We start from the raw sequence: 22167 nt of genomic DNA, 5'->3' as shown, positions 1-22167 counted from the left end.
CACCCCACCCCCTGTCAGGCCTGCGGACGCGTCATGAACTGCTCCAGGGCCTCCACGACCAGCGCGTGGTCCTCGGCCTGCGGCAGTCCCGACACCGTGACCGAGCCGATCACGCCGGCCCCCTCCACCGCGATCGGGAACGAGCCGCCGTGCGCGGCGTACGTGTCCGGGTCCAGCCGCGAGGACTCCTCGAACGTGGTGCCCTTCGCCCGGAACCGCGTACCGACCAGGTAGGAGCTCTCCCCGTACCGCTCCACCACCTTCCGCTTACGGTCGATCCAGGCGTCGTTGTCCGCGCTCGAACCCGGCAGCGCGGCGTGGAACAGCTGCTGGCCGCCCCGCCGGATGTCGATCGCGACCGGGGCGTGCCGCTCACGGGCCAGCGCGACCAGCAGGCCGCCCAGCGCGTACGCGTCGTCGTAGCCGAAGCGCGGCAGCGTCAGACGCCGCTCCTGGGCGATCAGCTCGGAGATGGTCGGAGCGCCGGTGCTCATGCGTGCTGCTCCTCGTCGTGGTGGGGCAGAAGCGTCACGGACACGCCCTCACGGGCCGAGCGCCGTGCCGCCTCCAGGACATCCAGTGCGGCGGCGGCCTGCAGAGCCGTCACCGGGTTCGCACCCTTGCCGCGCAGGGCCGAGGCCACGGCGGCGTAGTACGCGGGATAGTCGCCCGGCAGCGTGCGGACCGGGTCGCCGCCGCCGGTCAGCGGGGACTCGCCGGAACCGATCCGGCCCCACAGCTCCTCGGGCTCCTCGCCCCACGGCACGCCGGCCGCCGGACGCGCGCCCTCACGCAGCGCGGCCTCCTGCGGGTCCAGGCCGTACTTCACATAGCCCGCCTTCGAGCCGAGCACCCGGAAACGGGGGCCGAGCTGGGCCGTGGTGGCGCTCATGTAGAGGTGCGAGCGCACCCCGTCGCGGTGCGTGATCGCGATGAACGTGTCGTCGTCGGCCGCCGCGCCAGGACGGCGTACGTCGGACTCCGCGTACACCTGCACCGCCGGCCCGAACAGGGTGAGCGCCTGGTCGACGACATGGCTGCCCAGGTCGTACAGCAGCCCGCCGATCTCCTCCGGGTCGCCCGACTCGCGCCAGCCGCCCTTCAGCTGCGGACGCCACCGCTCGAAACGGGACTCGAAGCGCTGCACCTCACCGAGCTCGCCCTCCTCGATCAGACCGGTCAGGGTGAGGAAGTCGTTGTCCCAGCGGCGGTTCTGGAAGACCGAGAGCAGCAGCCCCCGCTCACCGGCCAGCGCGGCCAGCTCACGGGCCTCGGCGGCCGTGCCGGCGAGCGGCTTGTCCACGACCACCGGCAGCCCCGCCTCCAGCGCGGCCCGCGCGAGCGGGACGTGCGTCTTGTTCGGCGAGGCGATCACGATCAGGTCCAGCTCGTCCGCGCGCGGCCACAGCTCGTCGGGCGAGGCCGCGCACCGCACGCCCGGGAACTCGGCGCGGGCCTGCGCCTGCCGCTCCTCGTTCGACGTGACGACCGTGTCGAGGACGAGGCCCTCGGTCCCGGCGACCAGCGGGGCGTGGAAGACGGAACCCGCCAGGCCGTAGCCGACGAGCCCGACGCGGAGAGGAGCGTTGGCAGTCATGCGATCCACTTAAGCAACGCTGTTGCCAAAGTGCAAGCGATGGAGACAATGGGGCGGTGAACAGGAGCAACAGCAGGAGCGGCGGAGCGAATCTGCCGGCGCTGCGCCACCACAACGCGTCGCTCGTCCTCGACCTGCTGCGCGTCGCCGGTGAGCAGGGCATCAGCCGGCTGGAGCTCGCCGGGCGCACCGGGCTCACCCCGCAGGCCGTCAGCAAGATCACCGCCAGGCTCCGCGCGGAGGGCCTCGCCGCCGAAGCCGGCCGGCTCGCCTCCACGGGCGGCAAACCCCGCACCGTCCTGCGCCTCGTCCCGGACGCCGGATACGCCGTCGGCCTCCATCTGGACCGCGACGAACTCACCGCCGTCCTGGCCGACCTCGCCGGTACCACGGTCGCCACCCGCACCTTCCCGCTCGACCTCGGAGCCCCGGCCGCCGAGGTCCTCACCACGGCCGCCCACGCGGTGCAGACGCTACGGGCAGCGGCCCACGGGGCCGGGGACGGCCAGATCCTCGGCGTGGGCGCCGCCCTCCCGGGCCCCCTGGACCACCGGGGCGGAGTGCTGCACCGGGTCACCGGCTTCCCCCGGTGGGACGGCTACCCGCTGCGCGACGCCCTCGCGGAGTACACCGGGCTGCCCGTCGTCCTCGACAAGGACACCAACGCCGCCGCCCTCGGCCTCGCCCTGCGTGAACGCGCCGACGCCGACTTCGCCTACCTCCACCTGGGCACCGGCCTCGGCGCCGGTCTCGTCCTCGGCGGGGCCGTGCACCGAGGGGCCCGTACCGGCGCCGGAGAGTTCGGCCACCAGACCCTCCAGCTGGACGGCCCGCCGTGCGGCTGCGGCGGACGCGGCTGCGTCGAGGCGCTCTGCCTGGCCGCCGCCGCCCGCGGTGACATCGCGGAGGCGGCCAGGGTCCTCGGCGCGGGCGCGGCCAACCTCGTCGGGCTGCTCGACATCGACCGGATCGTCCTCGGCGGCCGTACGGTCGCCGCCGACGAGGACGCCTACCTGAGGGGGGTCCGCGCCGTCGTCGAGGAGCGTGCCCGGCGCGAGGGCGTCACCTCCGCCGTCCCCGTCACCGTGGCCGGCGGCGGGGACCGCCCCGTGGCCGAAGGGGCGGCCCAGCTGGTCCTCGCCCCGCTCTTCGGCCGGGCGGGTGAGGCCGAAGAGCGGTCCGGGCAGGGCTGATCGGGCGGTTTCCGACGCCCGTACGGGCGGTGTCGCCCGGTCGGCGGTGGCCGCCCTCGCGCGCGCGTGGCAGCGTCGTCCCCGGCAGCCGGCCTCCCCGCGCCGGTCGTTCGCGAGCAGCGAAGGGTGTTCTCCCATGCCCCCCAAACCCCCCGCACGGCCGCGCGACGGCCGTGTCTTCTCCACCCTCGGGACGTTCGGGCTGGCGGCCGGATTTGCCGTACCCGCCGTCCTCCTCGGCGGAACCCAGGCGGACGCGGCACCGGCGGCTCCCACCTCGGTCGTCGCCGACGACCGGCAGCCCGTCTGCGGCGAACCGGAAGCCGAGCGCTTCCCGATCGAGACCCGCATCCACGGCGGCCCGGACACCTACGCCTCCGGCGGCGGCTACGGCATCTGGAACCTCGACCTCACCAACACCACGGCCGAGCCGTGCCGGGCCATCCACCCGGTGCTGGTGCTCACCGACGAGGACCGCACGCTCACCCCCGCCCGGATCCAGCTGGAGTTCGCCGAGGAGTCCGACCCGGACACACGGCACCGCGTCTCCTGGGAGACCACGGAACGGCACGAACAGATCGGGGTCTTCGGCGGCGGCGAGGACGACGACTTCCCCGGCTTCACCGTGCCGGCAAGGGGCACCGTCACCGTCCAGGTCCGGATGGCCTTCACCTCGGACACCGAACCCGGACGGGTCACGGCCAACGCGGCCGTCGTGCAGCGGCTGGCGGCGGGAGAGCGGCGCGGTGACGACGGGGACTGGGTGGGGGAGTCGGAGGACTACACCTTCGACATCGTCGAGGGGGGCCTCGACGGCGGGACCGACCTGGAACCCACCGGCCCCGGGACGGACACCGGCGAGGGGCGCGACACGGAGACCTCCGAGCTGGCCCGCACGGGACAGGATGACCAGGCCGCCGCGGCCGGAATCGCCGCCGGTGTGCTGCTGGCAGGCGGTGTGGCCGCACTGGCCGGCGCCCGCAGGATCCGCCGCGTACGGGACTGACCGGCCGGCAGCATCCGCCGCGGACTTCCCGACCGACCAGGCACCTGGCGCACCGATCCGTTCCGGCATCCCGGAACACGGCCGTATCCCCAAGTACTACGTGGTGAAGACCCATGTCTCCGCCCTCATAGAGGAGCTGGGCGAGGGCGGCACGCTTCCCACGGAGCGTCACCTCGCCCTGCGCTTCGAGGTCTCGTGCGAGACCGTGCGGCAGGCGCTGCGCGAGCTGCTGCTGGAGGGCCGGCTCCGCAGGCAGGGGCGGGGGACGGTCGTGGCGGGCCCCCAAGCTCGAACAGCCGCTCTCGCTCACCAGCCACACCGGGGGCGTACGCCGCCAGGGCCGCGCGCCGCGGATTCAGCGCGCGGGAGGGCGTCGAGGCCACCGACGCCAACGCGGTGGAGCTGGCGGGACTGATGAAGGGCGTGCAGATCTTCGAGCCGGACCGGTCCGGCATCAGCACCGGCCTGGACGAGTACGTCGAGGCCTGGAAGTCGGCCACGGGCGGCTGACCACCGTCCCTCCCCGTCTGTCTAAGATCGGGGCGTCGGCGCTGCACAACGCGGTGCCGCCGGCGTCCAGCACCTCGGGTGCACAGCGCGTACGGCAGGAGCCCGTCACATGGCAGAGCGCAAGCCGATCGAATCCTGGCTGACCGACATGGACGGTGTCCTCATCCACGAGGGCACACCGATCCCCGGGGCCGACGCCTTCATCAAGCGGCTGCGGGAATCCGGGCTGCCGTTCCTGGTCCTCACCAACAACTCCATCTACACCGCACGTGACCTGCACGCGCGCCTCAAGCGCATGGGTCTGGACGTGCCCGTGGAGAACATCTGGACCTCCGCCCTGGCCACCGCCCAGTTCCTGGACGACCAGCGGCCGCGCGGCACGGCGTACGTCATCGGCGAGGCCGGACTCACCACCGCGCTGCACGACATCGGCTACGTGCTCACCGACCACGAGCCCGATTACGTCGTCCTGGGAGAGACCCGGACCTACAGCTTCGAAGCCCTCACCAAGGCGATCCGGCTGATCAACGGCGGCGCCCGCTTCATCTGCACCAACCCGGACGAGACCGGCCCGTCCGCCGAGGGCCCGCTGCCCGCGACCGGCTCGGTCGCCGCGCTGATCACCAAGGCCACCGGGAAGGCACCGTACTTCGCGGGCAAGCCCAACCCGCTGATGATGCGGACCGGGCTCAACGCCATCGGCGCCCACTCCGAGACCTCCGCCATGATCGGCGACCGGATGGACACCGACGTGCTGGCCGGTCTGGAGGCGGGGATGCAGACCTTCCTGGTCCTCACCGGCCTGACCACGGTGGCCGACATGGACCGCTACCCCTTCCGGCCCTCCACGGTCGTCGACTCGATCGCGGACCTCGTCGACCTGGTCGACCTGCCCGTGCCGTAACCCGACCGGGCTACAGCGGATGCGGGGTGCCGCCCGGAGCGTGAACCTTCACTCAGGAGGTTTACGATGCGTTCACTGCCCCTCACGTTCTGTGCCGCGATCGCGGCCGGGACGATAGCCCTTCCCGCGTCCGCCGCGTCGGCCGCTCCCACGTCCGACGACTCCAGGGACGAGAAGCGTCACGGGACGGTCTCGGTCAGCCCGTCCCGAGTCTCACCCGGCGGGGAGGTGGAGCTCCGGACCGACGCCTGCGGCAAGGGCAGGTCGGCCCGGGGCAACTCCGAAGCCTTCGCCGCCGAAGCCCACTTCGAGCGGGGTGACGGCAAGGAGCTCGTCGCCGAGGCCCGGATCCGCTCCGACGCCGCGCCCGACGACTACGAGGTCTGGGTGACCTGCAAGGACGGCCACGGCAAGGCCACCGGCACGGTCACCGTCGTCCATCACGGCCGCCCCTCGCCCGTCGCCCCCGTGCGGGCCGGCGGCGGAGGCACCGCGGTGCTCGCCGAGGAGGCCGCCGACGAGGGCCCCGGCACCCGGCACGCGGTGATCGGTCTCGGACTGGGCGCCGTCGCGGCCGTCGCCGTCGCGTTCCGCAGCGCGCGACGCCGCCGCCCGGCGCAGCACTGACATGGCGGCCCCGGACCGTCCCGCCGGGACCGGGCGGCTGCTGACCGGTGTCGTGTGGGCCGTTCTCCTGCTGGGACTCTGGCTGTGGGGCCGCGCGGCCACCGCGGGGAACTCCGCCCCGACGACCGGTGACGTCGCGGCGGTCGGCCGCCCCCTGGGTGTCCCGATGCCCCCGGCGCACGATCCGCTGGACGGTGCCACGCCGCAGCGGGTCGAGATCCCGGCCCTCGGGATCGACGCGGACCTCGTGAGCCGTGGGCTGGACGACGAAGGGGCGATCACGCCCCCGCCGTTCGAGACGCCGGGTGCCGTCGGCTGGTACGCCGAGGGCACCGAGCCCGGCACGGAGGGCGCCGCGCTCTTCGTCGGCCATGTCGACACCGAGACGGAACCGGCCGTCTTCTACGGGCTGAGCGCCGCGAGACCGGGCGAGAAGGTCCGGGTGAGCCGGTCCGACGGCAAGATCGCCGAATTCACCATCGACGACGTCCAGGTCTTCACCCGCGAACGCTTCGACGCGCAGAAGGCGTACGGGCCGCGCGAGGACGGGCGGGCGGAGCTCCGGCTGATCACCTGCGGCGGTACGTACGACCACAAGTCCCGTGCGTACACGGCGAACGTCGTCGTCTCCGCGTATCTGACGGCGGAGAAGAGCGTGGAGGAGCACGGCTCGAAGAGCCGCACCTGAAGGCGACCTGGCCCGGCCGGCGCCCGCTCCCCCTCGGAGCCGCCGGCCGGGCCGGTCCTCTACCGCGGCGCCCGGACCGCGGGAGTGACCCGGGCGCGACGCGGGAGGTCGGGTCGTTCGTACCGACACGACACTGTAGGCCGACGACGCCCCGCACCCGGAGTGTTTTCGGCAGGATGTCCGGATCCGGGAGGCAGTTGCCCGACGCGCTGTCCGAGCCGTTGCCGCGGGACATGAGCAAGGCCCCCTCACACTCGGTGAGGGGGCCTTGCTGTTGCGTGCGCCGTCAGGGACTCGAACCCCGGACCCGCTGATTAAGAGTCAGCTGCTCTAACCAACTGAGCTAACGGCGCCTGCTGACCTGAAGAACTTTACCCGATGTCCTGGAGTGCTCCTGACCAATTCCTCTCCGGTACGGCCTGTCGGATGGTCGTTTTGTCTCTTTAATCCGTCACCATGAGCTATGCCGGGAAAGTTGACATACGGAAGATCTGGACGACTGCCGAGGGGAAGAGGAGTCGCATGACTGTGCCGGTCTTCGAGGAGTTCGAACCAGCCGCCGACTGTGCCTGTCCGGGTTGCGCGCGACGTCGCCGTACGGCCGCCGCGCTGCCCGTACGCCATGGCGGCCACCCGGCCGCGAACGGCGCGCGGCGGGCGCTGGTGCTGGTCACCGCCGCAGGGGTGGTCCTCTCCTGCGGGGCAGGTCAGGCCGCGGCCACCGCTGCCGGACGGGACGCCCGGGGCGGCACGGTGACCGACCCCCAGCCGGTCACGCCCCAGGGCACGGTGGGACCGCTGAACAGCGGCGGATCCTCCGGGCCGCCCTCCGCTCCGGACACCGCGCCGCGCACGACGACCCGGACCGAGATCATCGACCGCGCCAAGAAATGGGTGACGGCGAAGGTCCCGTACGACATGGGGGCGTACTGGTCGGACGGCTACCGGCAGGACTGCTCGGGCTTCGTGTCGATGGCGTGGAACCTCGGCAGCAACGAGTGGACCGGCAGCCTCGCCGCCTTCGGGACGAAGATCGCCCGGGCCGACCTGGAGCCCGGCGACATCCTCCTCTTCCACAACCTGGCCGACCCCGCGGTGGGGTCGCACGTCACGGTCTTCGGCGGCTGGACCGACCACACGCACAGTCACTACCTCGCGTACGAGCAGACCCGCCCGAACACGCGGGCGGCGACGACGCCGATGGCGTACTGGAGCAACTCCTCGAAGTACGTGGCCTACCGCTACAAGGGCGTCGTCAGCGGTGCGAGCGGCAGCGGTTCGGCCACCGCCTTCCCCGGGGCCGGGAAGTTCGGCCCCGGCGCCGACAACGCGCAGGTGACCCGGCTCGGGGAGCTGCTCATCGCGCAGGGCGGCAAGCGCTTCTACGCGGAGGGTGCGGGGCCGCGCTGGAGCGACGCGGACAAGCGGGCGACCCGGGCGTTCCAGCTGGCGCAGGGGTGGAAGGGCAAGGAGGCGGACGGCATTCCCGGCCCGGGGACCTGGAGCCTGCTGGTCAAGGGCACCGGGCACAGGATCCCCGCCGCCGGGCCGGGCGAGGCCGTGGAGTACCCCGGGAAGAGCTTCTTCCGGCCGGGGCAGTCCAGCGGTCACGTCGAACGGCTCGGCGACCGCCTGGTGAAGAAAGGGTTCGGCACCCACTACGTGACCGGCCCCGGCCCGCGCTGGACGGAGGCGGACCGCCGCAATGTGCAGGCGTTCCAGCGTGCGCAGGGCTGGAGCGGGAGCGCGGCCGACGGATATCCGGGGCCGGAGACATGGCGACGGCTCTTCGCGTGACGGGTGAAGCGACGGAACGGACATGACGGAGGCGGGAATGCGGTCAACGGAGAACGTACGGGGCGAGTGGGACGAGCTGGGCGAGCGGGACACGCGGGTGATGGTGCCCGGTCCCGGCATGGGGGACGCGCAGGGTGAGGCGCCGGCCGAAGTGCCGGCGGTGGCGGTTCCGGAGCCGTCGGCGGAGCCGGCCGGGGGCGGGGCGGACGTGGCCCCGGCTCCTGCGGCGGATGTGCCGGCGGTGGAGGACGACATCCCGCCGGATCTGGGGCCGGCCCTGGACGCCGTCGCCGTGGTGGGCCGGTCGGTACCGGTGGACGGCGTGGGCGTTCCGGCGGACCTGGACCTGGGGCCGGGGCCGGACATGCCGGTGCCGGTGCCGGTGCGGGAGCCGGCGTCCGGCCCGAGGAGGCCGGACCTCGACCTGGACCTGGAGCCGTGGCTCGGCCCGGAGCCGGGACGTGGCCCTGCCCCGGTGCTCGGCCCCGAGCCCTCGGAAACGGAGCCGGAGACGGGTCTTCCGCCGTTCGTTCCGGAGGAGGCCGTCGGTGTGGAGGCGGACACGGAGGCGGCGCCCGCCCCGGCGGACCAGGACGCCGGTCAGGGGGAAGGCCCGCCGGACCTCCGGAAGCCCAGGACCGGCCGGTTCCGGCCGCCCGGCGGAGAGGAGCCCGCCCCGGTGACGCTCACGGTCGGCGCCGCTGACCCCGTCGCCTGGTGGGGGGCCGGGCGCCGGCAGCCCGTCATCACCACCGAGACCACCGCCCCCATCCCCGTACACCTGCTCTTCCGCGACGACGAGGGCGCCGGACCCGCCGGCGCGGGGACCGGCACCGTGCGACGCGCGCCCCTGCCGCGGTCCCGCCGGACGCAGGCGCCCACCCGGCCCGCGCCCCTTGCCGACCCCCGGCTCACCGAGCGTCCCGGACCCGTACTGCCTGGGTGGGCCGCGCTGTTCACCGCGACGGCCGCGGTGGCCGCCGGACTGGCCCTGCTCCGGTGGCAGGGCGCACTGCCCACCGCGGTGACCGGGCGGCTCGGGCTGGGGGAGCGCCCGTACGACGGCATCGGCACCGGAACCTGGGCGCTGCTGGCCCTCGTACTGGCGGTGGCGCTGTTCGCGCTCTGCGGTCTCGGGCGGGCCCGCGCCGGACACGCCTCGGTGCTGACGCTCTTCGGCGACTACCGGGGCAGCGTCCGGCGCACCGGCCTCCTCTGGATCTCCCCGATCCTGCGGCGCCGCCGGATCGACGTACGCCTGCGGCACTGGCGCAGTGAGCCGCTGCCCGCCGTGGACGCGAGCGGTACCGCGCTGCGGGCCGTGGTCCTCGTCGTATGGCGGGTGCGGGACACCGCGCGGGCCACGCTCGGAGTCGCGGACCACGAGCGGTACCTGCGCGACCAGGTGGAGGCGGCGCTGGCCCGGGTCCTCTCGCAGCTGCCCGCCGACGCCTTCCAGGGGGAGACCCGTACCCTGCGCGACGCGGAGGCGGTGGGTGACGCGCTGACCCGCATGGTGAAGGCGGACTGCGTGCCCGTGGGCATCGAGGTCTACTCCGCGCAGCCCACCGTGATCGAGTACGCCCCCGAGGTCGCGGCGGCGATGCAGCGGTGCCGGGTGGCCGCCATCGACGCGAAGCACCGGGACGAGGTGCTGACCTCCGTCGTCGACGCGGTGGACGACACCGTCGGCCGGCTGACCGCGCGCGGCATCGTCGAGCTCGACGCCTACGAACACAAGGCCCTGGTCAGGGATCTGACAGTGGCCTTCTACACCGGCCGCAGCGGCGGGGACGGGGCCTGACGGCCTCCGCTTGCACCGGAGGGCCCGCTGAAACCCGATCCACATTGGTCTGGACATGTTCATGCCGCGTCAATAATCTGGACTTGGTCTAGACCGCAGCACAGCGAGGCGCGCAGCACAGTTCGGATCATCCCCAGAACATCCCCCACGTTCTCGAGGAGCGACACAGCATGCGGAAAAGAGCAAGCGCGGCCGTCATCGGCCTGGCGATAGCGGGCGTCTCCATGTTCGCGACCAGCAGCGCCAGCAGTCACGGCTACACGGATTCCCCCATCAGCCGGCAGAAGCTCTGCGCCAACGGCACGGTCACCGGCTGCGGCAGCATCCAGTGGGAACCGCAGAGCGTCGAGGGCCCCAAGGGCTTCCCGGCGGCAGGACCGGCGGACGGCAAGATCTGCTCCGGCGGGAACAGCGGTTTCGCTCAGCTCGACGACCCGCGAGGCGGCAACTGGCCCGCCACCCAGGTCACCGCGGGGCAGGGCTACAGCTTCCGCTGGCAGTTCACCGCCCGGCACTCCACCAGCGACTTCCGCTACTACATCACCAAGAACGGCTGGGACTCCACCAAGCCGCTGACCAGGGCGGCACTGGAATCGCAGCCCTTCATGACGGTGCCGTACGGCAACCAGCAGCCGCCGGCGACGCTGACCCACCAGGGCTCGATGCCCACCCAGAAGTCCGGGAAGCACGTCATCCTGGCCGTCTGGAACGTCGCCGACACCGGCAACGCGTTCTACGCGTGCTCCGACGTGAAGTTCTGATCCCGCGCGGCACGAAAACACAGTGGGCGGTCTCCCCGGAGGGAGACCGCCCACTGTGGTGTCTGTGCGCCGTCAGGGACTCGAACCCCGGACCCGCTGATTAAGAGTCAGCTGCTCTAACCAACTGAGCTAACGGCGCCGGCTGACTCGAAAATAATACCTGGTCCTCAGGGGTGCTGATGACACATGCCCGCCGCACCCCGGCGACAGCCGTCGGTTCGTGCGGACCCGCCCCTGACCTGCGGGCCCGCACCCGTACATGTATACCGAGCGAGGCATCCGCGCCACCGCCCGGGCGTGGTGTGTGCCACAGGGGAGCGGCCTGTGAAGCTCGGCTCAGAGGGCCAGCGACAGCAGAACCGGCGCCGCGCGCCGGTTCAGCGTGGCGGCCGCGGCCCGCAGCCGGTGCGCGTGCTCGATCGGCAGGGAGAGCGCCAGGCACCCGGCCGAGGAGCCCGCCGTCAGCGGAACGGCCGCGCACACCGTGCCCACGGCGTACTCCTGGAGGTCGAGCACCGGGACCGTCGCCGGCTGGCTGTCCAGCTTGGAGAAGAGCACCTTCTCGTTCGTGATCGTCCGCGACGTCAGCCGCGCGGTCCGGTGCCGGGCCAGATGGTCGCGACGGCCGTTCTGGTCGAGCTGCGTCAGCAGACACTTGCCGATCGCGCTGGCGTGCGCCGCCGAGCGGAAGTCGACCCACTCGTTGACGGCGGGCGTGCGGGGCCCGTCGGCCACCTGCGTGACGCGGATCTCCCCGTCGACGTAGCGGCTGACGTAGACGGCCGCACCGACCGAGTCGCGCAGCTGCACGAGGGTCTGCTGGAGCTTCGCCTCCAGGGCCCGCCTGCGGGCGGAGCCGGAGCCGAGCTCCAGGAGGGAGGACCCGATGATGTAGGCGCCGTCGGCGACCTGCTCGACGTACCCCTCGCGGCGCAGTGTCAGCAGGAGCGGCGTGAGATGCCCCGCCGGAAGTCCGGTCTCGCGGGAGAGCCGCGCCTCGGTCACCCCGCTGCCGTGGGTGGACACGGACTCGAGCACCCGCAGGGCGTACTGCACCGAATGGAACGGCGCCTTCGGCTCGGGCTTCAACGCCACGGTTCCCCCTCCAGGGCTTCTGCCAGGTTGTGACCGCAAGCTCACGGCCCACGATAGTCGTCAACAAGCCGCAAGGGAGGGGCTGTCGGGGAGTTGATGGTGCGCCCCCGCCGCGTCGGCCGGGGCGCACCCACCTGGCATATGCCAAGGTCACGGGCAACATGCCAAAGGCAAGGTCACAGCACCGCGTTGAGAAATTCGCGCGTGCGTTCGTGTTCGGGGTCGGTGAATATTTTTTCCGGCGTACCGGATTCCACGACCCGTCCCGCGTCGAACATCAGGACCTTTTCGGACACGTCCCGGGCGAAGTTCATCTCGTGGGTCACACAGAGCATCGTGATGTTGGTGTTCCTCGCGATGTCGCTGAGGAGCTCCAGCACACCCGCCACCAGCTCCGGGTCCAGAGCCGAGGTCACCTCGTCGAGCAGCAGGATCTCCGGCCGCATCGCCAGCGCCCTGGCGATGGCCACGCGCTGCTGCTGGCCGCCGGAGAGCTGGGAGGGATGGGCGTCGACCTTGCCGGAGAGCCCGACCAGGTCGAGCAGTTCCCGGGCCCGGGCCTCCGCCTCGTCCTTGTCCATGCCGAGGACGTTGACCGGCGCCTCGGTGATGTTCTGGAGCACCTTCATGTTCGGGAAGAGATTGAACTGCTGGAAGACCATCCCGATCTTCTTCCGGGACTCCCGCAGCTGCTTCTCACCGGCGGGCTTCAGAGCCCCGGACGGCGTCCGCACGTGCGAGAGCGGAGAGCCGTCCACCCAGATCACGCCGTCGCTGACCTTCTCCAGCGTCATCAGGAGCCGCAGGATGGTCGTCTTTCCCGAGCCGCTCGGCCCGATCAGCGTGACGTGCTCGCCGCGCCGCACGGTGAAGTCCAGTTCGTCCAGGACCACATGGTCGCCGTACCGCTTGACGACCTTGTCGAAACGGACCAGCGGCTCGACTCCTGTCAGCCGGGTGTCCGGAGCCGCGTCCGCGGGCCCGGGTACCTTCTCGAGGGGTGCGGGTTCAGTGGCCAAGGCGCTTCTCCAGCTTTCTCATGAGCAGTGAGGTGGGGTAGCTCGCGACCAGGAAGACCAGTCCGGCGAGCGTGAACACCTCGGTGTACACGAAGTGGTCGGCTCCGTACTTCCGGGCTTCGAAGACCATTTCCTGCACCGTGATCACGGCGAGGAAAGGGGTCTCCTTGAACATCGAGATCGCGTAGTTGCCGAGCGCGGGCAGCACGTTGCGCACCGCCTGCGGCAGGATCACGGCCTGCCAGGTCCGCCGCGGTGACATGGAGAGCGCCCGGCAGGCCTCCCACTGGCCCTTGGGCACACCGTCGATCCCGGCCCGGTAGACCTCCGAGGTGTACGCGGCGTAGTGGATGCCCAGCACGATGATGCCGATGGTCAGCGGCTCCACGGAGCTGAAGACGGCTGCCGCGCCCACCAGCTGCACCAGCAGCGGGGTGGAGCGGACGAACTCGGTCACCGCCTTCACCGGCACGGTCACGATGCGGGACGGCGCCCGCCCGGCCACGGCGACTGCCAGTCCCAGCACCGCCGCCACGAGTGTGCCGAGCACGGTCGCGAGCAGCGTGACCCTGAATCCTTCGAGCAGCAGGGGAAAGGCGTCCCCGACGGCCTCCCACCGGAACGACTGGTTCACCGGGCACCTCCCGCTGTGGCGGCGGCTTCCGCCGTGCGTGTCTTCAGCAGGCTGCCCGCACCGGTGTGCAGTCCCAGCCGCCGCTTGGCGGTGCGCTCCAGCATGTTCATCAGCAGCGTCAGCGCGTAGGCGAGGACGAAGTAGACGGCCAGCAGCAGCAGATAGGTGAGGAGACTCTCACCGCTCCGGCTGCGGACGTGTTCGATCGCGGTCATCAGATCGGCCGCGGAGAGCAGCCACAGCAGGGGCGTGCACTTCAGCAGCTGGATCAGCAGGTTGGTGAAGGACGGGATCATCTGCACCCAGGCCTGCGGCATGATCACCTTCCGCATGCGGTGGAAGGGCGTCATGTTCAGCGCCACGGCCGCCTCGTACTGGGCGCGCGGCACGGAGTTGATCGCGCCGCGCACGATCTCTGAGCCGTACGCCCCGTAGTTGAGGCCGAACGCGACGACCCCGCAGACCAGCGGGGTGAGTTCGTATCCCGTGAGGGGCGGCATCGCGTAGTAGAGCCAGAACAGCTGGATGTAGAGCGAGGTGCCGCGGAAGAACTCCACGACGGTCCGGGAGACCCCGCGCACCAGCAGCAGCTTGCTGCCCGCGGCGAGACCGAGGGCGAAGGACAGCAGCAGGGCGAGCAGGGAGCCCAGGACGGTCGCCTCGAGCGTCACCCACAGGCCCGACCTGACCTGGGGGAACTCTTCGCCGAGTATGGAGAGGAAGTCACTCATACGGTGGGGTCCGTCCTCGTCAGCCCTTGCACAGGTCGGCCGTCTTGAGCGTGGCCGGCGGAATTTCCGTGGCGCCGAAGCCGTACTCCTGGAGGAGCTCCACATAGCGGGACTTGTCCGAGACGATCTTCTTGAGCTCGCGGTTGAAGGAGTCCCGCAGATCCTCGTTGCCCTTGCGGAACACCGCGCCGCCCGGCGAGTACTGCTTCGCGCCGTCCAGCTCGGGGACGAAGGCCTCGGTGACCTCGGTGTCCGGGTTGGTCTTCGCGAGCCAGCGCAGGGAGATCCCGGTGAGCAGGAAGGCGTCGATCCGCCCGCCCTTGACGGCGTCCGCGCCGTCCTGCGGTTTCTGCAGGGTCTTGATCTTCCCCTCGGCGATGCCCGCGCCCTCGGCGTACGAGCCCTCGACCGCACCGGACATCACGCCGACGGTGACGCCGGCGGCCTTCGCGGACGCGAGGTCGGTGAGCTTCTTCGGGTTGCCCTTCTTCACCATCAGGGCGGTGGGGGAGATGAACTCCGGCTCGGAGAAGAGGGCGTTGGCGCAGCGCTCGGGAGTGATGGCCATGCCCGCGCTGACGACGTCGTACTTGCCGGCCTGGAGACCGGGGATGAGGCCGTCCCACTCCGAGAGGGTGGGCTTCAGCTCGTCCACGCCGAGCGCCTTGAATATCTCCCGGTGCAGTGTGGGGGCCTCGCCCTTGAGCTCCTTGCCCTCCATGTAGCCGTACGGGGCCTCGTTGGCGTACGCGACCCTGACGAAGCCCTGCTTGCGGAGCTTGTCGAGCGCGCCCTCACCGTCCGTGGCGCCGGCGTCCGTCTTGCTGCACGCGGAGAGCAGGCCGGGAACGACGATCAGACCTCCCACGGCCGCCGATCGATTGAGGAAGCCCCGACGGGACAGGTGAGGGAAGTCAGCCATGGTTCGCAATCTCCTGGAGAAATCGGGGTGTCGAACAGTCCGGACAGGGTGAGCACCTTCCCGCTCCCGGACGTCTATGCAGGAAGCGCTGCCATGTAACCGAACGGTGGCCGGAGGGTGACCTTCCCGTGTCTCGTCATGGGCGGAGTGCGACGACGGATGTGCGGGGCGTATTCCCCGCCCCGCGCGGTTCATGAGTGCGCGTCACCGCGGGCGTCAGGCAGGGATGTCCGGAGAAGGTACGTAACCACGCCGTACGTCCACCACGTTGGGGAGCGGCTCACCGGCCGCCCAGCCCTCGTACATCGAGACGAACTGCTCGCCCAGCCGGTCCCGCCAGCCGGCCGTGTCGCCGCTCATGTGCGGGGAGATCAGCAGCCCCGGCACGTCCCACAGCGGGCTCGACGGACCCAGCGGCTCCTCGTGGAACACATCGAGCGCCGCGCCCGCGATCCACCGCTTCCGCAGCGCCTCGGCCAGATCCTCCTCGACGGTCAGCGGGCCGCGCCCCACGTTGACGAAGTGGGCGGACGGCTGGAGCAGTCCGAAGAAGCGGGCGTCGAACATCCCGCGCGTCTCGTCCGTCAGCGGGGCCGCGCAGATCACCCAGTCCGCGCCGGCCGCCAGCCGGCCCAGATCCTCCACGCCGTGGATCGTGCGCCGGGCCGTACGGCCGACGAGGGCCACCTGGACGCCGAGGCCGTGCAGCAGCCGCATGATCTCCCGGCCGACGGGGCCCGCGCCGACGACCACGGCCCGGCTGCCGGCCAGCCGCCTGGTCTCCCGGTGGCGCCAGTGGCGCTGCCGCTGGAGCTCCAGGGTGTGGGGCAGGTCCTTGGCGAAGGCGAGCACCAGCCCCGCGACGTACTCGGCGACGGGCAGCTCGAACACGCCACGGGCGTTGGTGACGACGGTGGGGGAGGAGGCCAGCTCCGGGCAGAGCAGCCGGTCCACCCCGGCGCTCGCGGTGTGCACCCAGCGGGGGCGCGGTCCCCCGCCCGGCCATGCCTCGCGGACGGCGTCGGAGGTGAAGTCCCAGACGAGCAGCACATCCGCGCCGGGCAGCCGGGCGGCCAGCGTCCGCTCGTCGGCGTACCGGACGACGGCCCGGCCGGTCAGCCGGCCCAGGCGCGGTGACGGGTCGGTGTCCAGGACGAGGATCACGGGAGCGGTCATCGGAACGACCACGCTCGCACCGGGGGGCACGGCCGTCAACAGGGCCTCGGCGTGCGGGGAGAAACCGCTGGTCACCCCTGTTGCGGGCGGCGGTATGGGACGAAAAGGGGAATACTTGTGCCAGGCAGGGGCAGCGGTGGTTACGAGTGCCGGCAGGACATCCGGACGCACGGGAAGGGTGGACATGACGACCGTAGGACTTCTCTACCCGGGCCACGCCGCGGAGGACGACTTCCCGCGGATCGAGGTCATGCTCGACAGCGACATCAGAGTGCCGCTCTTCCACACCGACATCGACGAGGACGTCCGCAGGGCCGACAACCTGCGGGCGGCAGGCTCGGCCGAGCGCCTGGGCGCAGGCGTCGAGGAGCTGCGGATGGCCGGCGCCGAGTCGCTGGTCTGGGCCTGCTCGGGCGGCAGCTTCGCCTACGGCTGGGCGGGCGCCCACGAGCAGGCCGCGGACCTGGCCAGGGCCGCCGGGCTCCCCGCGTCCAGCACGTCCATCGCCTTCGTCCAGGCGGTACGCGAGCTGGGTGCCACCCGGGTCGCGGTCGCCGCGACCTACTCCGACGACGTCGCCGCGCTCTTCGCGGGCTTCCTGGGGTCCGGGGGCGTCGAGGTGACCTCGACGCGGGGCGGCGGCATCGTGACGGCGTCCGAGGCGGCCGACGCGGACGTGGAGCTCGTGAAGGAGCTGGCCGTGGCGGGTGACCACCCGGACGCCGAGGTGGTCCTGCTCCCCGACAACGCCCTGCACACCGCCGCGTACGTCCCGGAACTTGAGGAACTCCTCGGCAAGCCGGTCCTCACCGCCAACCAGGTGGCGGTCTGGGAGGGCCTCCGGCTGGCCGAGCGCCGGATCTGGGCGCCCACCCTCGGCACCCTGTTCGCCACCCGCGAGCCCCCCTTGGGCGCCTCGGAGCCCCGGGGCATCGAGGTCCGGGAGTAGGCGGACCAGGACCGGGGCCGGGGGAGCGGCGGGAATAAGCGGAGTCATCCTCCTGTTGGCACCCTCCGGTACACAGACGCAGCACCGGAGAGGCCGAAACACGTGGACGAGAACCGAGGCGACGAGAACCGGGGCGACGGGATCCGCGGCACAGCGAGCGGCACGGCCTCCGTGCCCCTCTCCGTGCTCGACCTGGTGACCGTGGGCCAGGGCCGCACGGCGACCCAGGCCCTGCGCACCAGCGTGGACATCGCCAAGCTTGCCGAGAGCCGTGGCTTCCACCGCTTCTGGGTCGCCGAGCACCACTCCATGCCCGGGGTGGCCTCCTCGTCCCCCGCCGTGATCCTCGCGCACCTGGCCGCCCACACCGAGCGCATCAGGCTCGGCTCCGGCGGGGTGATGCTGCCCAACCACGCGCCTCTGGTCATCGCCGAGCAGTTCGGCACGCTGGAGGCGATGGCCCCCGGCCGCGTCGACCTCGGCCTCGGCCGCGCCCCCGGCACGGACGGCGCCACCGCCGCCGCCCTGCGGCGCACGGACCGGCTGAACGAGGGGGCCGACGACTTCCCGCAGCAGCTCGCCGAGCTGACCCGCTTCCTGGACGACGACTTCCCGGACGGGCACCCCTACGCCCGTATCCACGCCGTCCCCGGGCCCGTGCAGGCAACCTCGCCCGGCGGCGTCCAGTCGCCCGGCCGTCCGCCCGTCTGGCTGCTGGGCTCCTCCGGCTTCAGCGCCCGGCTGGCCGGTGTGCTCGGCCTGCCCTTCGCCTTCGCCCACCACTTCTCGTCCCGGAACACCGTGCCGGCCCTGGAGCTGTACCGGGAGTCCTTCACGCCCTCCGCGGTGCTCGACGCCCCCTACGCCCTCATCGGGGTCGCGGCACTGGCCGCCGACGACGAGCGCGAGGCCAGGCGCCAGGTGCTCACCGGCGCCCTGTCCATGGTCCGGCTGCGCACCGGGCGCCCGGGCCTCGTGCCGAGCCCCGAGGAGGCCGAGGCGTACGACTTCAGCCCCATGGAGCGCGAGTTCGTCGACGGCTGGCTGAAGGACATCGTCCACGGCACGGCGGACGAGGTCCGCAGCGGCCTGGACGACCTGGCCAAGCGCACCGGCGCCGACGAGCTGATGATCACGGCCAACGCACACGGCGGCGAGGCCCGGCTGCGCTCGTACGAACTCATCGCCGACGCCTACGGGCTGCCCGCCCTCGGCTGACCCGGTCAGCTCTCCGGTGGCCTCGTGCCGATCAGCTCGGCGATCCGCTCCGGGGCCACCGCGCGGGAGTACAGCCACCCCTGCCCGGTGTCGCAGCCGATCCGGCGCAGCCGCTCCGCCTGGCCCGAGGTCTCCACGCACTCCGCGGTGACCGTCAGGCCCAGGCGGTGGGCCAGCTGCACCATGGCCTCGACGATCGTCTCGTCGGCCGGGCTGGGGTGCGCCCCGTCCTCGTAACGGAAACCGCGTACGAAGGAGCCGTCCAGTTTCAGCACGGACACGGGCAGCCGGCTGAGATAGGCGAGGTTGGAGTAGCCGGTGCCGAAGTCGTCGATCGCGATACGGACACCCATGTCGCTGAGCGCCTGGAGCACCCGCAGGGGCCTGCCCGACGAGCCCATCACCGCGGACTCGGTCAGCTCCAGCTGCAGCAGCCCGGGTTCGAGGCCCGTCTCGGCGAGGGTCTCCGCGACATCGGCCACCAGGTCGGAGTCCCACACCTGCCGCACGGCGACGTTGACGCTGATGAACAGCGGCGGTTCGCCGGGGTGTTCCAGCTGCCAGCGGCGGGCCTGACGGCAGGCCGTGCGCAGCACCCACCGGCCGAGCTGGACGATCGTGCCGTCCTCCTCGGCGATGGGGACGAACCGGCTCGGCGCGAGCAGGCCGAACTGCGGGTGGTTCCAGCGGACCAGGGCCTCCACACCCCGTACGACCTCGTCCGCCATGCCGACCAGCGGCTGGTACTCCAGAGTGAACTCGCCGCGCTCGACGGCCGGGCGGAGCGTGGAGGAGAGCGCCTGCCGGGTCATCCTGTGGGCGTTGCGCTCGGGGTCGAAGAGGGTCCAGCGGGCCCGGCCGTCGGCCTTCGCCCAGTACAGCGTGGTGTCCGCGGCCTGCATCAGGGCCGTGGCCGACGTGCCGGCCGACGACCGCTCCACCACTCCGATCGACGCGGAGACCGACAGCCGGTGCCCGGAGACCTCGAACGGCCGCTGGAGGGCGAGGAGCACCGAGCGGGCGAGTTCGGTGAGCTGCGGCGTACCCGACGAGTCCTCGACCAGGATCGCGAACTCGTCACCGCCCAGACGCGCCACCAGATGACCGCCGGTGCGGTGGCCGTCGGCCTCCGCGCAGTCGGTGAGCCGCCCGGCGACAGCGGCGAGGAGACGGTCGCCTGTGCGGTGCCCCAAGGTGTCGTTGACCGCCTTGAAGCCGTCGATGTCCAGATAGCAGAGGCCGATCCGGCCGTGCGGGGCCGACGACGGCCCGTCCTGGTGCGGCGGGGGCTCCAGCGCGCTCGCGAGCCGCTCGAAGAACAGGGTGCGGTTGGGCAGCCGGGTCACGGGATCGTGTATCCGCAGATGGCGCAGCCGCTGCCGCATCTCGCGCCGGTCACTGACGTCGGCGACCGACAACAGCACACGGCCCGTGCCGCCGGTCCGGTCGCCCATCGGCGCGATGGTGACCTCGGCCCACAGCGGCCGGCCGTCGGCGTGCTTGAGTCGCCGGGTGCACCGGAGGCGGGGGCGGGCGCCGCGCAGGACCTCGGTGTAGGACCGCCAGGTGGGACTGTCCGAGGTCAGACCGAGGAGATCGGCCGCGGTCCGCCCGGTCAGGGACGCGGGAGCGGCGCCGAGGAGCGCGCCCAGCGCGTCGTTGGGCCTGACGATCAGTCCGTGGTGGTCGACGACGGCCATCGGGAGAGCGGACGCGGCGAACGCGGCGCGGTAGTCGCGCAGCTCGGAGAGGCCCGGCCTCGGATGATCACTTTGCGTGACCTCTGACCTCCCGGCGCCGGGGGCCGTGCCCGCCCGGGGCGTCGGCCCTTCGGAGGTTCCGCTCACCGCTCGCTCCCGCTGTGCCGATTGTCATGAACAGGTGTGGCCGGGCAGCTGCGTGGAGTGGAGCGCCGCGCCGGAGGCGGGAACCACGCAGGGAAACGAGGTGAAGCATAGAGGGTGGCGCACCGGCCGTTCCAACGCGCCCGCCGTTTCGGACCGGGGGTACGCGCATGGCGCACGCCCGCCTCGCGCTTGCCTGACGCCTGTCCCGCGCGTGGCATCCGCATGCGCGATGGCCGTAGATGATCATTTTTGTGCTGATCTGGACGGTTCGGCTTTCGGGGTGAGCAAATGTGACTGTCTGTAAGGGTGATCGTGTGGGTGCACTGACCACCGGCGCCTCCGGCTGACCCGTGTGGGGCAGCACAACAGGGCGTACGCCGCCGACTCGGCACAGGGTGAGGGGGAAGTCCCGCATTCGCCACCGGAGGTAGATGTGCCGCGTCAGCGCAGACCCGGGGGATCGGAGAGGCCGAGGCTGCGCAGCGCGGCGGCTGCTCTCACGTCCCTCCTGGCGCTCGCCGCCACCGGACTCGTCGCCGGCCCCGCCGTGGCGGCGTCGCGCGACGCGGGACCGTGCGCCCTGCCCAGGACCGGGGCGCACCACTCCCTCGGCCTCGACACCTGGAACGGCGCCTACCCCCGCCCCGACCGCAGCCTCGACGCGGTCATGGTCTTCCTCTCGTTCCCCGACTCCGACCCCGTCGTGCCCCCCGAGGTGCTCGCCGCCGACTACTTCCCCTCCACCACACGCTTCTTCCAGCGCGCCTCGTACGGGAAGTTCACCCTGCACGCCCACCCCCAGCGGCGGTGGACCTCCATGCCGCACCCCTCCACCTGGTACGGCATACAGCGCGACTGGGGCTCCGATCGCCGCAGCGCCTATCTGCGCGACGCCATCGAGGCCGCCGACGAGGAGACCGACTTCTCCGCCTACGACATCGTCTACCTCGTAGCCGACCCGGACGCCCCCGGAGTCGACTCCGACGCCACCAAGGTCGTCAACTTCGACCGTCCGGTGCGCGCCGACGGCACGGACATCAGGCGTGTGGTGACCGTCTTCGAGGAACACCCGCCGGACCGGAACGTCCTCGCGCACGAGACCGGACACGTCTTCGACCTGGCGGACCTCTACCACCGCCCGGAGGACGGGAAGGGCGACTGGGACACCTACGTCGGCGACTGGGACGTCATGGGCAGCCAGTTCGGACTCTCCCCGGACCTGTTCGGCTGGCACAAGTGGAAGCTCGGCTGGCTCGACGGGGAGGAGGTCGTGTGTGTCCAGGGCGCCGCCGACCTCACCCTGGAACCGATGGCCGAGGTGCCCGTGCGCGGCGCGTCCCTCGGGACCCGGCTCGCGGTCGTCAGGACCGGCCCGGACAGCGCGCTGGCCATCGAGGCACGCAGCGCCACGGGCAACGACCGCACGACCTGCACCGAGGGCGTGCTCGTCTACCGCATCCGCAACGCCACACCGTCCGGCGGCGGCCCGGTGGAGGTGCTGGACACGCACCCCGACTCCGACGCCTGCTGGGACCGGTCGGTCTACCCGCCGCTCGCGGACGCCCCGCTCCGGGAGGGCGAGCGCTACAGCGTGCCCGGCGAGCGCATCCGCATCGACGTCGCCGACCGCACCCGGTCCGGCGCCTGGACCGTCCGGGTCGCCACCGGGACCTGACCCCGCCGGAACAC

At 72.0% G+C, this 22167-nt stretch carries 20 protein-coding genes, 2 tRNA genes and 2 pseudogenes; 13 read left to right on the top strand and 11 right to left on the bottom strand.

All coding sequences use genetic code 11. The annotated features are described in order from the left end of the window. Positions 1 to 14: 14 nt before the first annotated feature. Entirely contained in the window at positions 15 to 494 is a 480-nt protein-coding gene (locus tag AB0P41_RS03835; RefSeq protein WP_356708429.1) for a heme-degrading domain-containing protein, read from the bottom strand. Beyond that, positions 491 to 1597 (bottom strand): Gfo/Idh/MocA family oxidoreductase, encoded by a 1107-nt coding sequence (locus tag AB0P41_RS03830; protein ID WP_365929852.1) that lies wholly within the window; start codon positions 1595 to 1597, stop codon positions 491 to 493. Before AB0P41_RS03830 ends, AB0P41_RS03835 begins: the two co-directional genes overlap by 4 nt. A gap of 56 nt (positions 1598 to 1653) precedes the next feature. Between AB0P41_RS03830 and AB0P41_RS03825 the strand changes: the two genes are divergently transcribed. From AB0P41_RS03825 to AB0P41_RS03795, 7 genes and pseudogenes are all read left to right on the top strand, one after another. After that, on the top strand, positions 1654 to 2790 hold the full coding sequence (locus AB0P41_RS03825) for an ROK family transcriptional regulator (protein ID WP_356708425.1): 1137 nt from the start codon (positions 1654 to 1656) through the stop codon (positions 2788 to 2790). A gap of 136 nt (positions 2791 to 2926) precedes the next feature. Continuing rightward, on the top strand, positions 2927 to 3796 hold the full coding sequence (locus AB0P41_RS03820; protein WP_365929851.1) for a hypothetical protein: 870 nt from the start codon (positions 2927 to 2929) through the stop codon (positions 3794 to 3796). A gap of 55 nt (positions 3797 to 3851) precedes the next feature. Then, positions 3852 to 4140: pseudogene (locus AB0P41_RS03815) on the top strand (GntR family transcriptional regulator); the annotation flags it as partial. Positions 4141 to 4147: 7 nt separating this feature from the next. Further along, positions 4148 to 4306: pseudogene (locus AB0P41_RS03810) on the top strand (2-aminoethylphosphonate ABC transporter substrate-binding protein); the annotation flags it as partial. Between the two features lie 109 nt (positions 4307 to 4415). Next, positions 4416 to 5210 (top strand): HAD-IIA family hydrolase, encoded by a 795-nt coding sequence (locus AB0P41_RS03805; RefSeq protein WP_356708422.1) that lies wholly within the window; start codon positions 4416 to 4418, stop codon positions 5208 to 5210. Between the two features lie 66 nt (positions 5211 to 5276). Next, complete coding sequence (locus AB0P41_RS03800; protein WP_365929850.1) at positions 5277 to 5837, top strand: hypothetical protein; 561 nt, start codon at positions 5277 to 5279, stop codon at positions 5835 to 5837. A gap of 1 nt (position 5838) precedes the next feature. Continuing rightward, positions 5839 to 6525 carry a class F sortase gene (locus AB0P41_RS03795; RefSeq protein WP_365929849.1) on the top strand — a complete coding sequence of 229 codons (687 nt, stop codon included), beginning with the start codon at positions 5839 to 5841 and terminating at the stop codon, positions 6523 to 6525. Between the two features lie 279 nt (positions 6526 to 6804). Here AB0P41_RS03795 and AB0P41_RS03790 read toward each other — a convergent pair. Then, positions 6805 to 6878: transfer RNA gene (locus AB0P41_RS03790), tRNA-Lys, on the bottom strand. Between the two features lie 169 nt (positions 6879 to 7047). On the opposite strand from AB0P41_RS03790, the gene AB0P41_RS03785 reads away from it, so the two are divergent. The 3 genes from AB0P41_RS03785 (at position 7048) to AB0P41_RS03775 (ending at position 10887) form a co-directional block, all read left to right on the top strand. Next, positions 7048 to 8322, top strand: a complete 1275-nt coding sequence (locus AB0P41_RS03785; RefSeq protein ID WP_365929848.1) for a peptidoglycan-binding protein — start codon at positions 7048 to 7050, stop codon at positions 8320 to 8322. A gap of 37 nt (positions 8323 to 8359) precedes the next feature. After that, positions 8360 to 10126: an SPFH domain-containing protein gene (locus AB0P41_RS03780; RefSeq protein WP_356708418.1), complete on the top strand. Its 1767-nt coding sequence runs from the start codon at positions 8360 to 8362 to the stop codon at positions 10124 to 10126. Between the two features lie 170 nt (positions 10127 to 10296). Beyond that, complete coding sequence (locus AB0P41_RS03775) at positions 10297 to 10887, top strand: lytic polysaccharide monooxygenase (protein WP_356708417.1); 591 nt, start codon at positions 10297 to 10299, stop codon at positions 10885 to 10887. A gap of 65 nt (positions 10888 to 10952) precedes the next feature. On the opposite strand, the gene AB0P41_RS03770 is transcribed toward AB0P41_RS03775, so the two are convergent. The 7 genes from AB0P41_RS03770 to AB0P41_RS03740 form a co-directional block, all read right to left on the bottom strand. Next, positions 10953 to 11026, bottom strand: a tRNA-Lys gene (locus tag AB0P41_RS03770). Positions 11027 to 11223: 197 nt separating this feature from the next. Further along, positions 11224 to 11982, bottom strand: a complete 759-nt coding sequence (locus tag AB0P41_RS03765) for an IclR family transcriptional regulator C-terminal domain-containing protein (protein ID WP_356708416.1) — start codon at positions 11980 to 11982, stop codon at positions 11224 to 11226. Between the two features lie 176 nt (positions 11983 to 12158). Further along, the gene (gene ehuA / locus AB0P41_RS03760; protein WP_356708414.1) at positions 12159 to 13001 is read right to left on the bottom strand and encodes an ectoine/hydroxyectoine ABC transporter ATP-binding protein EhuA; all 843 of its coding nucleotides are present in this window, start codon (positions 12999 to 13001) and stop codon (positions 12159 to 12161) included. Then, positions 12991 to 13635 carry an ectoine/hydroxyectoine ABC transporter permease subunit EhuD gene (gene ehuD / locus AB0P41_RS03755; RefSeq protein ID WP_356708412.1) on the bottom strand — a complete coding sequence of 215 codons (645 nt, stop codon included), beginning with the start codon at positions 13633 to 13635 and terminating at the stop codon, positions 12991 to 12993. The genes ehuA and ehuD overlap by 11 nt, the downstream gene beginning before the upstream one ends. Next, entirely contained in the window at positions 13632 to 14366 is a 735-nt protein-coding gene (gene ehuC, locus AB0P41_RS03750) for an ectoine/hydroxyectoine ABC transporter permease subunit EhuC (RefSeq protein WP_356708410.1), read from the bottom strand. Before ehuC ends, ehuD begins: the two co-directional genes overlap by 4 nt. A gap of 19 nt (positions 14367 to 14385) precedes the next feature. Further along, the gene (ehuB, locus tag AB0P41_RS03745) at positions 14386 to 15288 is read right to left on the bottom strand and encodes an ectoine/hydroxyectoine ABC transporter substrate-binding protein EhuB (RefSeq protein ID WP_356708409.1); all 903 of its coding nucleotides are present in this window, start codon (positions 15286 to 15288) and stop codon (positions 14386 to 14388) included. A gap of 216 nt (positions 15289 to 15504) precedes the next feature. Further along, on the bottom strand, positions 15505 to 16464 hold the full coding sequence (locus AB0P41_RS03740) for a D-2-hydroxyacid dehydrogenase (protein WP_356708407.1): 960 nt from the start codon (positions 16462 to 16464) through the stop codon (positions 15505 to 15507). 184 nt (positions 16465 to 16648) lie between these two features. Between AB0P41_RS03740 and AB0P41_RS03735 the strand changes: the two genes are divergently transcribed. Then, positions 16649 to 17413: a decarboxylase gene (locus AB0P41_RS03735; protein WP_356708405.1), complete on the top strand. Its 765-nt coding sequence runs from the start codon at positions 16649 to 16651 to the stop codon at positions 17411 to 17413. A gap of 102 nt (positions 17414 to 17515) precedes the next feature. Continuing rightward, positions 17516 to 18631, top strand: coding sequence for an LLM class flavin-dependent oxidoreductase (locus AB0P41_RS03730; RefSeq protein WP_356708403.1), 1116 nt, complete (start codon positions 17516 to 17518; stop codon positions 18629 to 18631). 5 nt (positions 18632 to 18636) lie between these two features. Here the strand turns inward: AB0P41_RS03730 and AB0P41_RS03725 are convergent, their stop codons facing one another. Continuing rightward, positions 18637 to 20478: an EAL domain-containing protein gene (locus AB0P41_RS03725; protein WP_356708401.1), complete on the bottom strand. Its 1842-nt coding sequence runs from the start codon at positions 20476 to 20478 to the stop codon at positions 18637 to 18639. 433 nt (positions 20479 to 20911) lie between these two features. Between AB0P41_RS03725 and AB0P41_RS03720 the strand changes: the two genes are divergently transcribed. Next, on the top strand, positions 20912 to 22153 hold the full coding sequence (locus tag AB0P41_RS03720; RefSeq protein WP_356708399.1) for a M6 family metalloprotease domain-containing protein: 1242 nt from the start codon (positions 20912 to 20914) through the stop codon (positions 22151 to 22153). The last annotated feature ends 14 nt before the right edge of the window (positions 22154 to 22167 follow it).

Source organism: Streptomyces sp. NPDC079167, from assembly GCF_040686735.1.
Lineage (GTDB): Bacteria > Actinomycetota > Actinomycetes > Streptomycetales > Streptomycetaceae > Streptomyces.
This window is presented reverse-complemented; position numbering and strand designations above follow the sequence as displayed.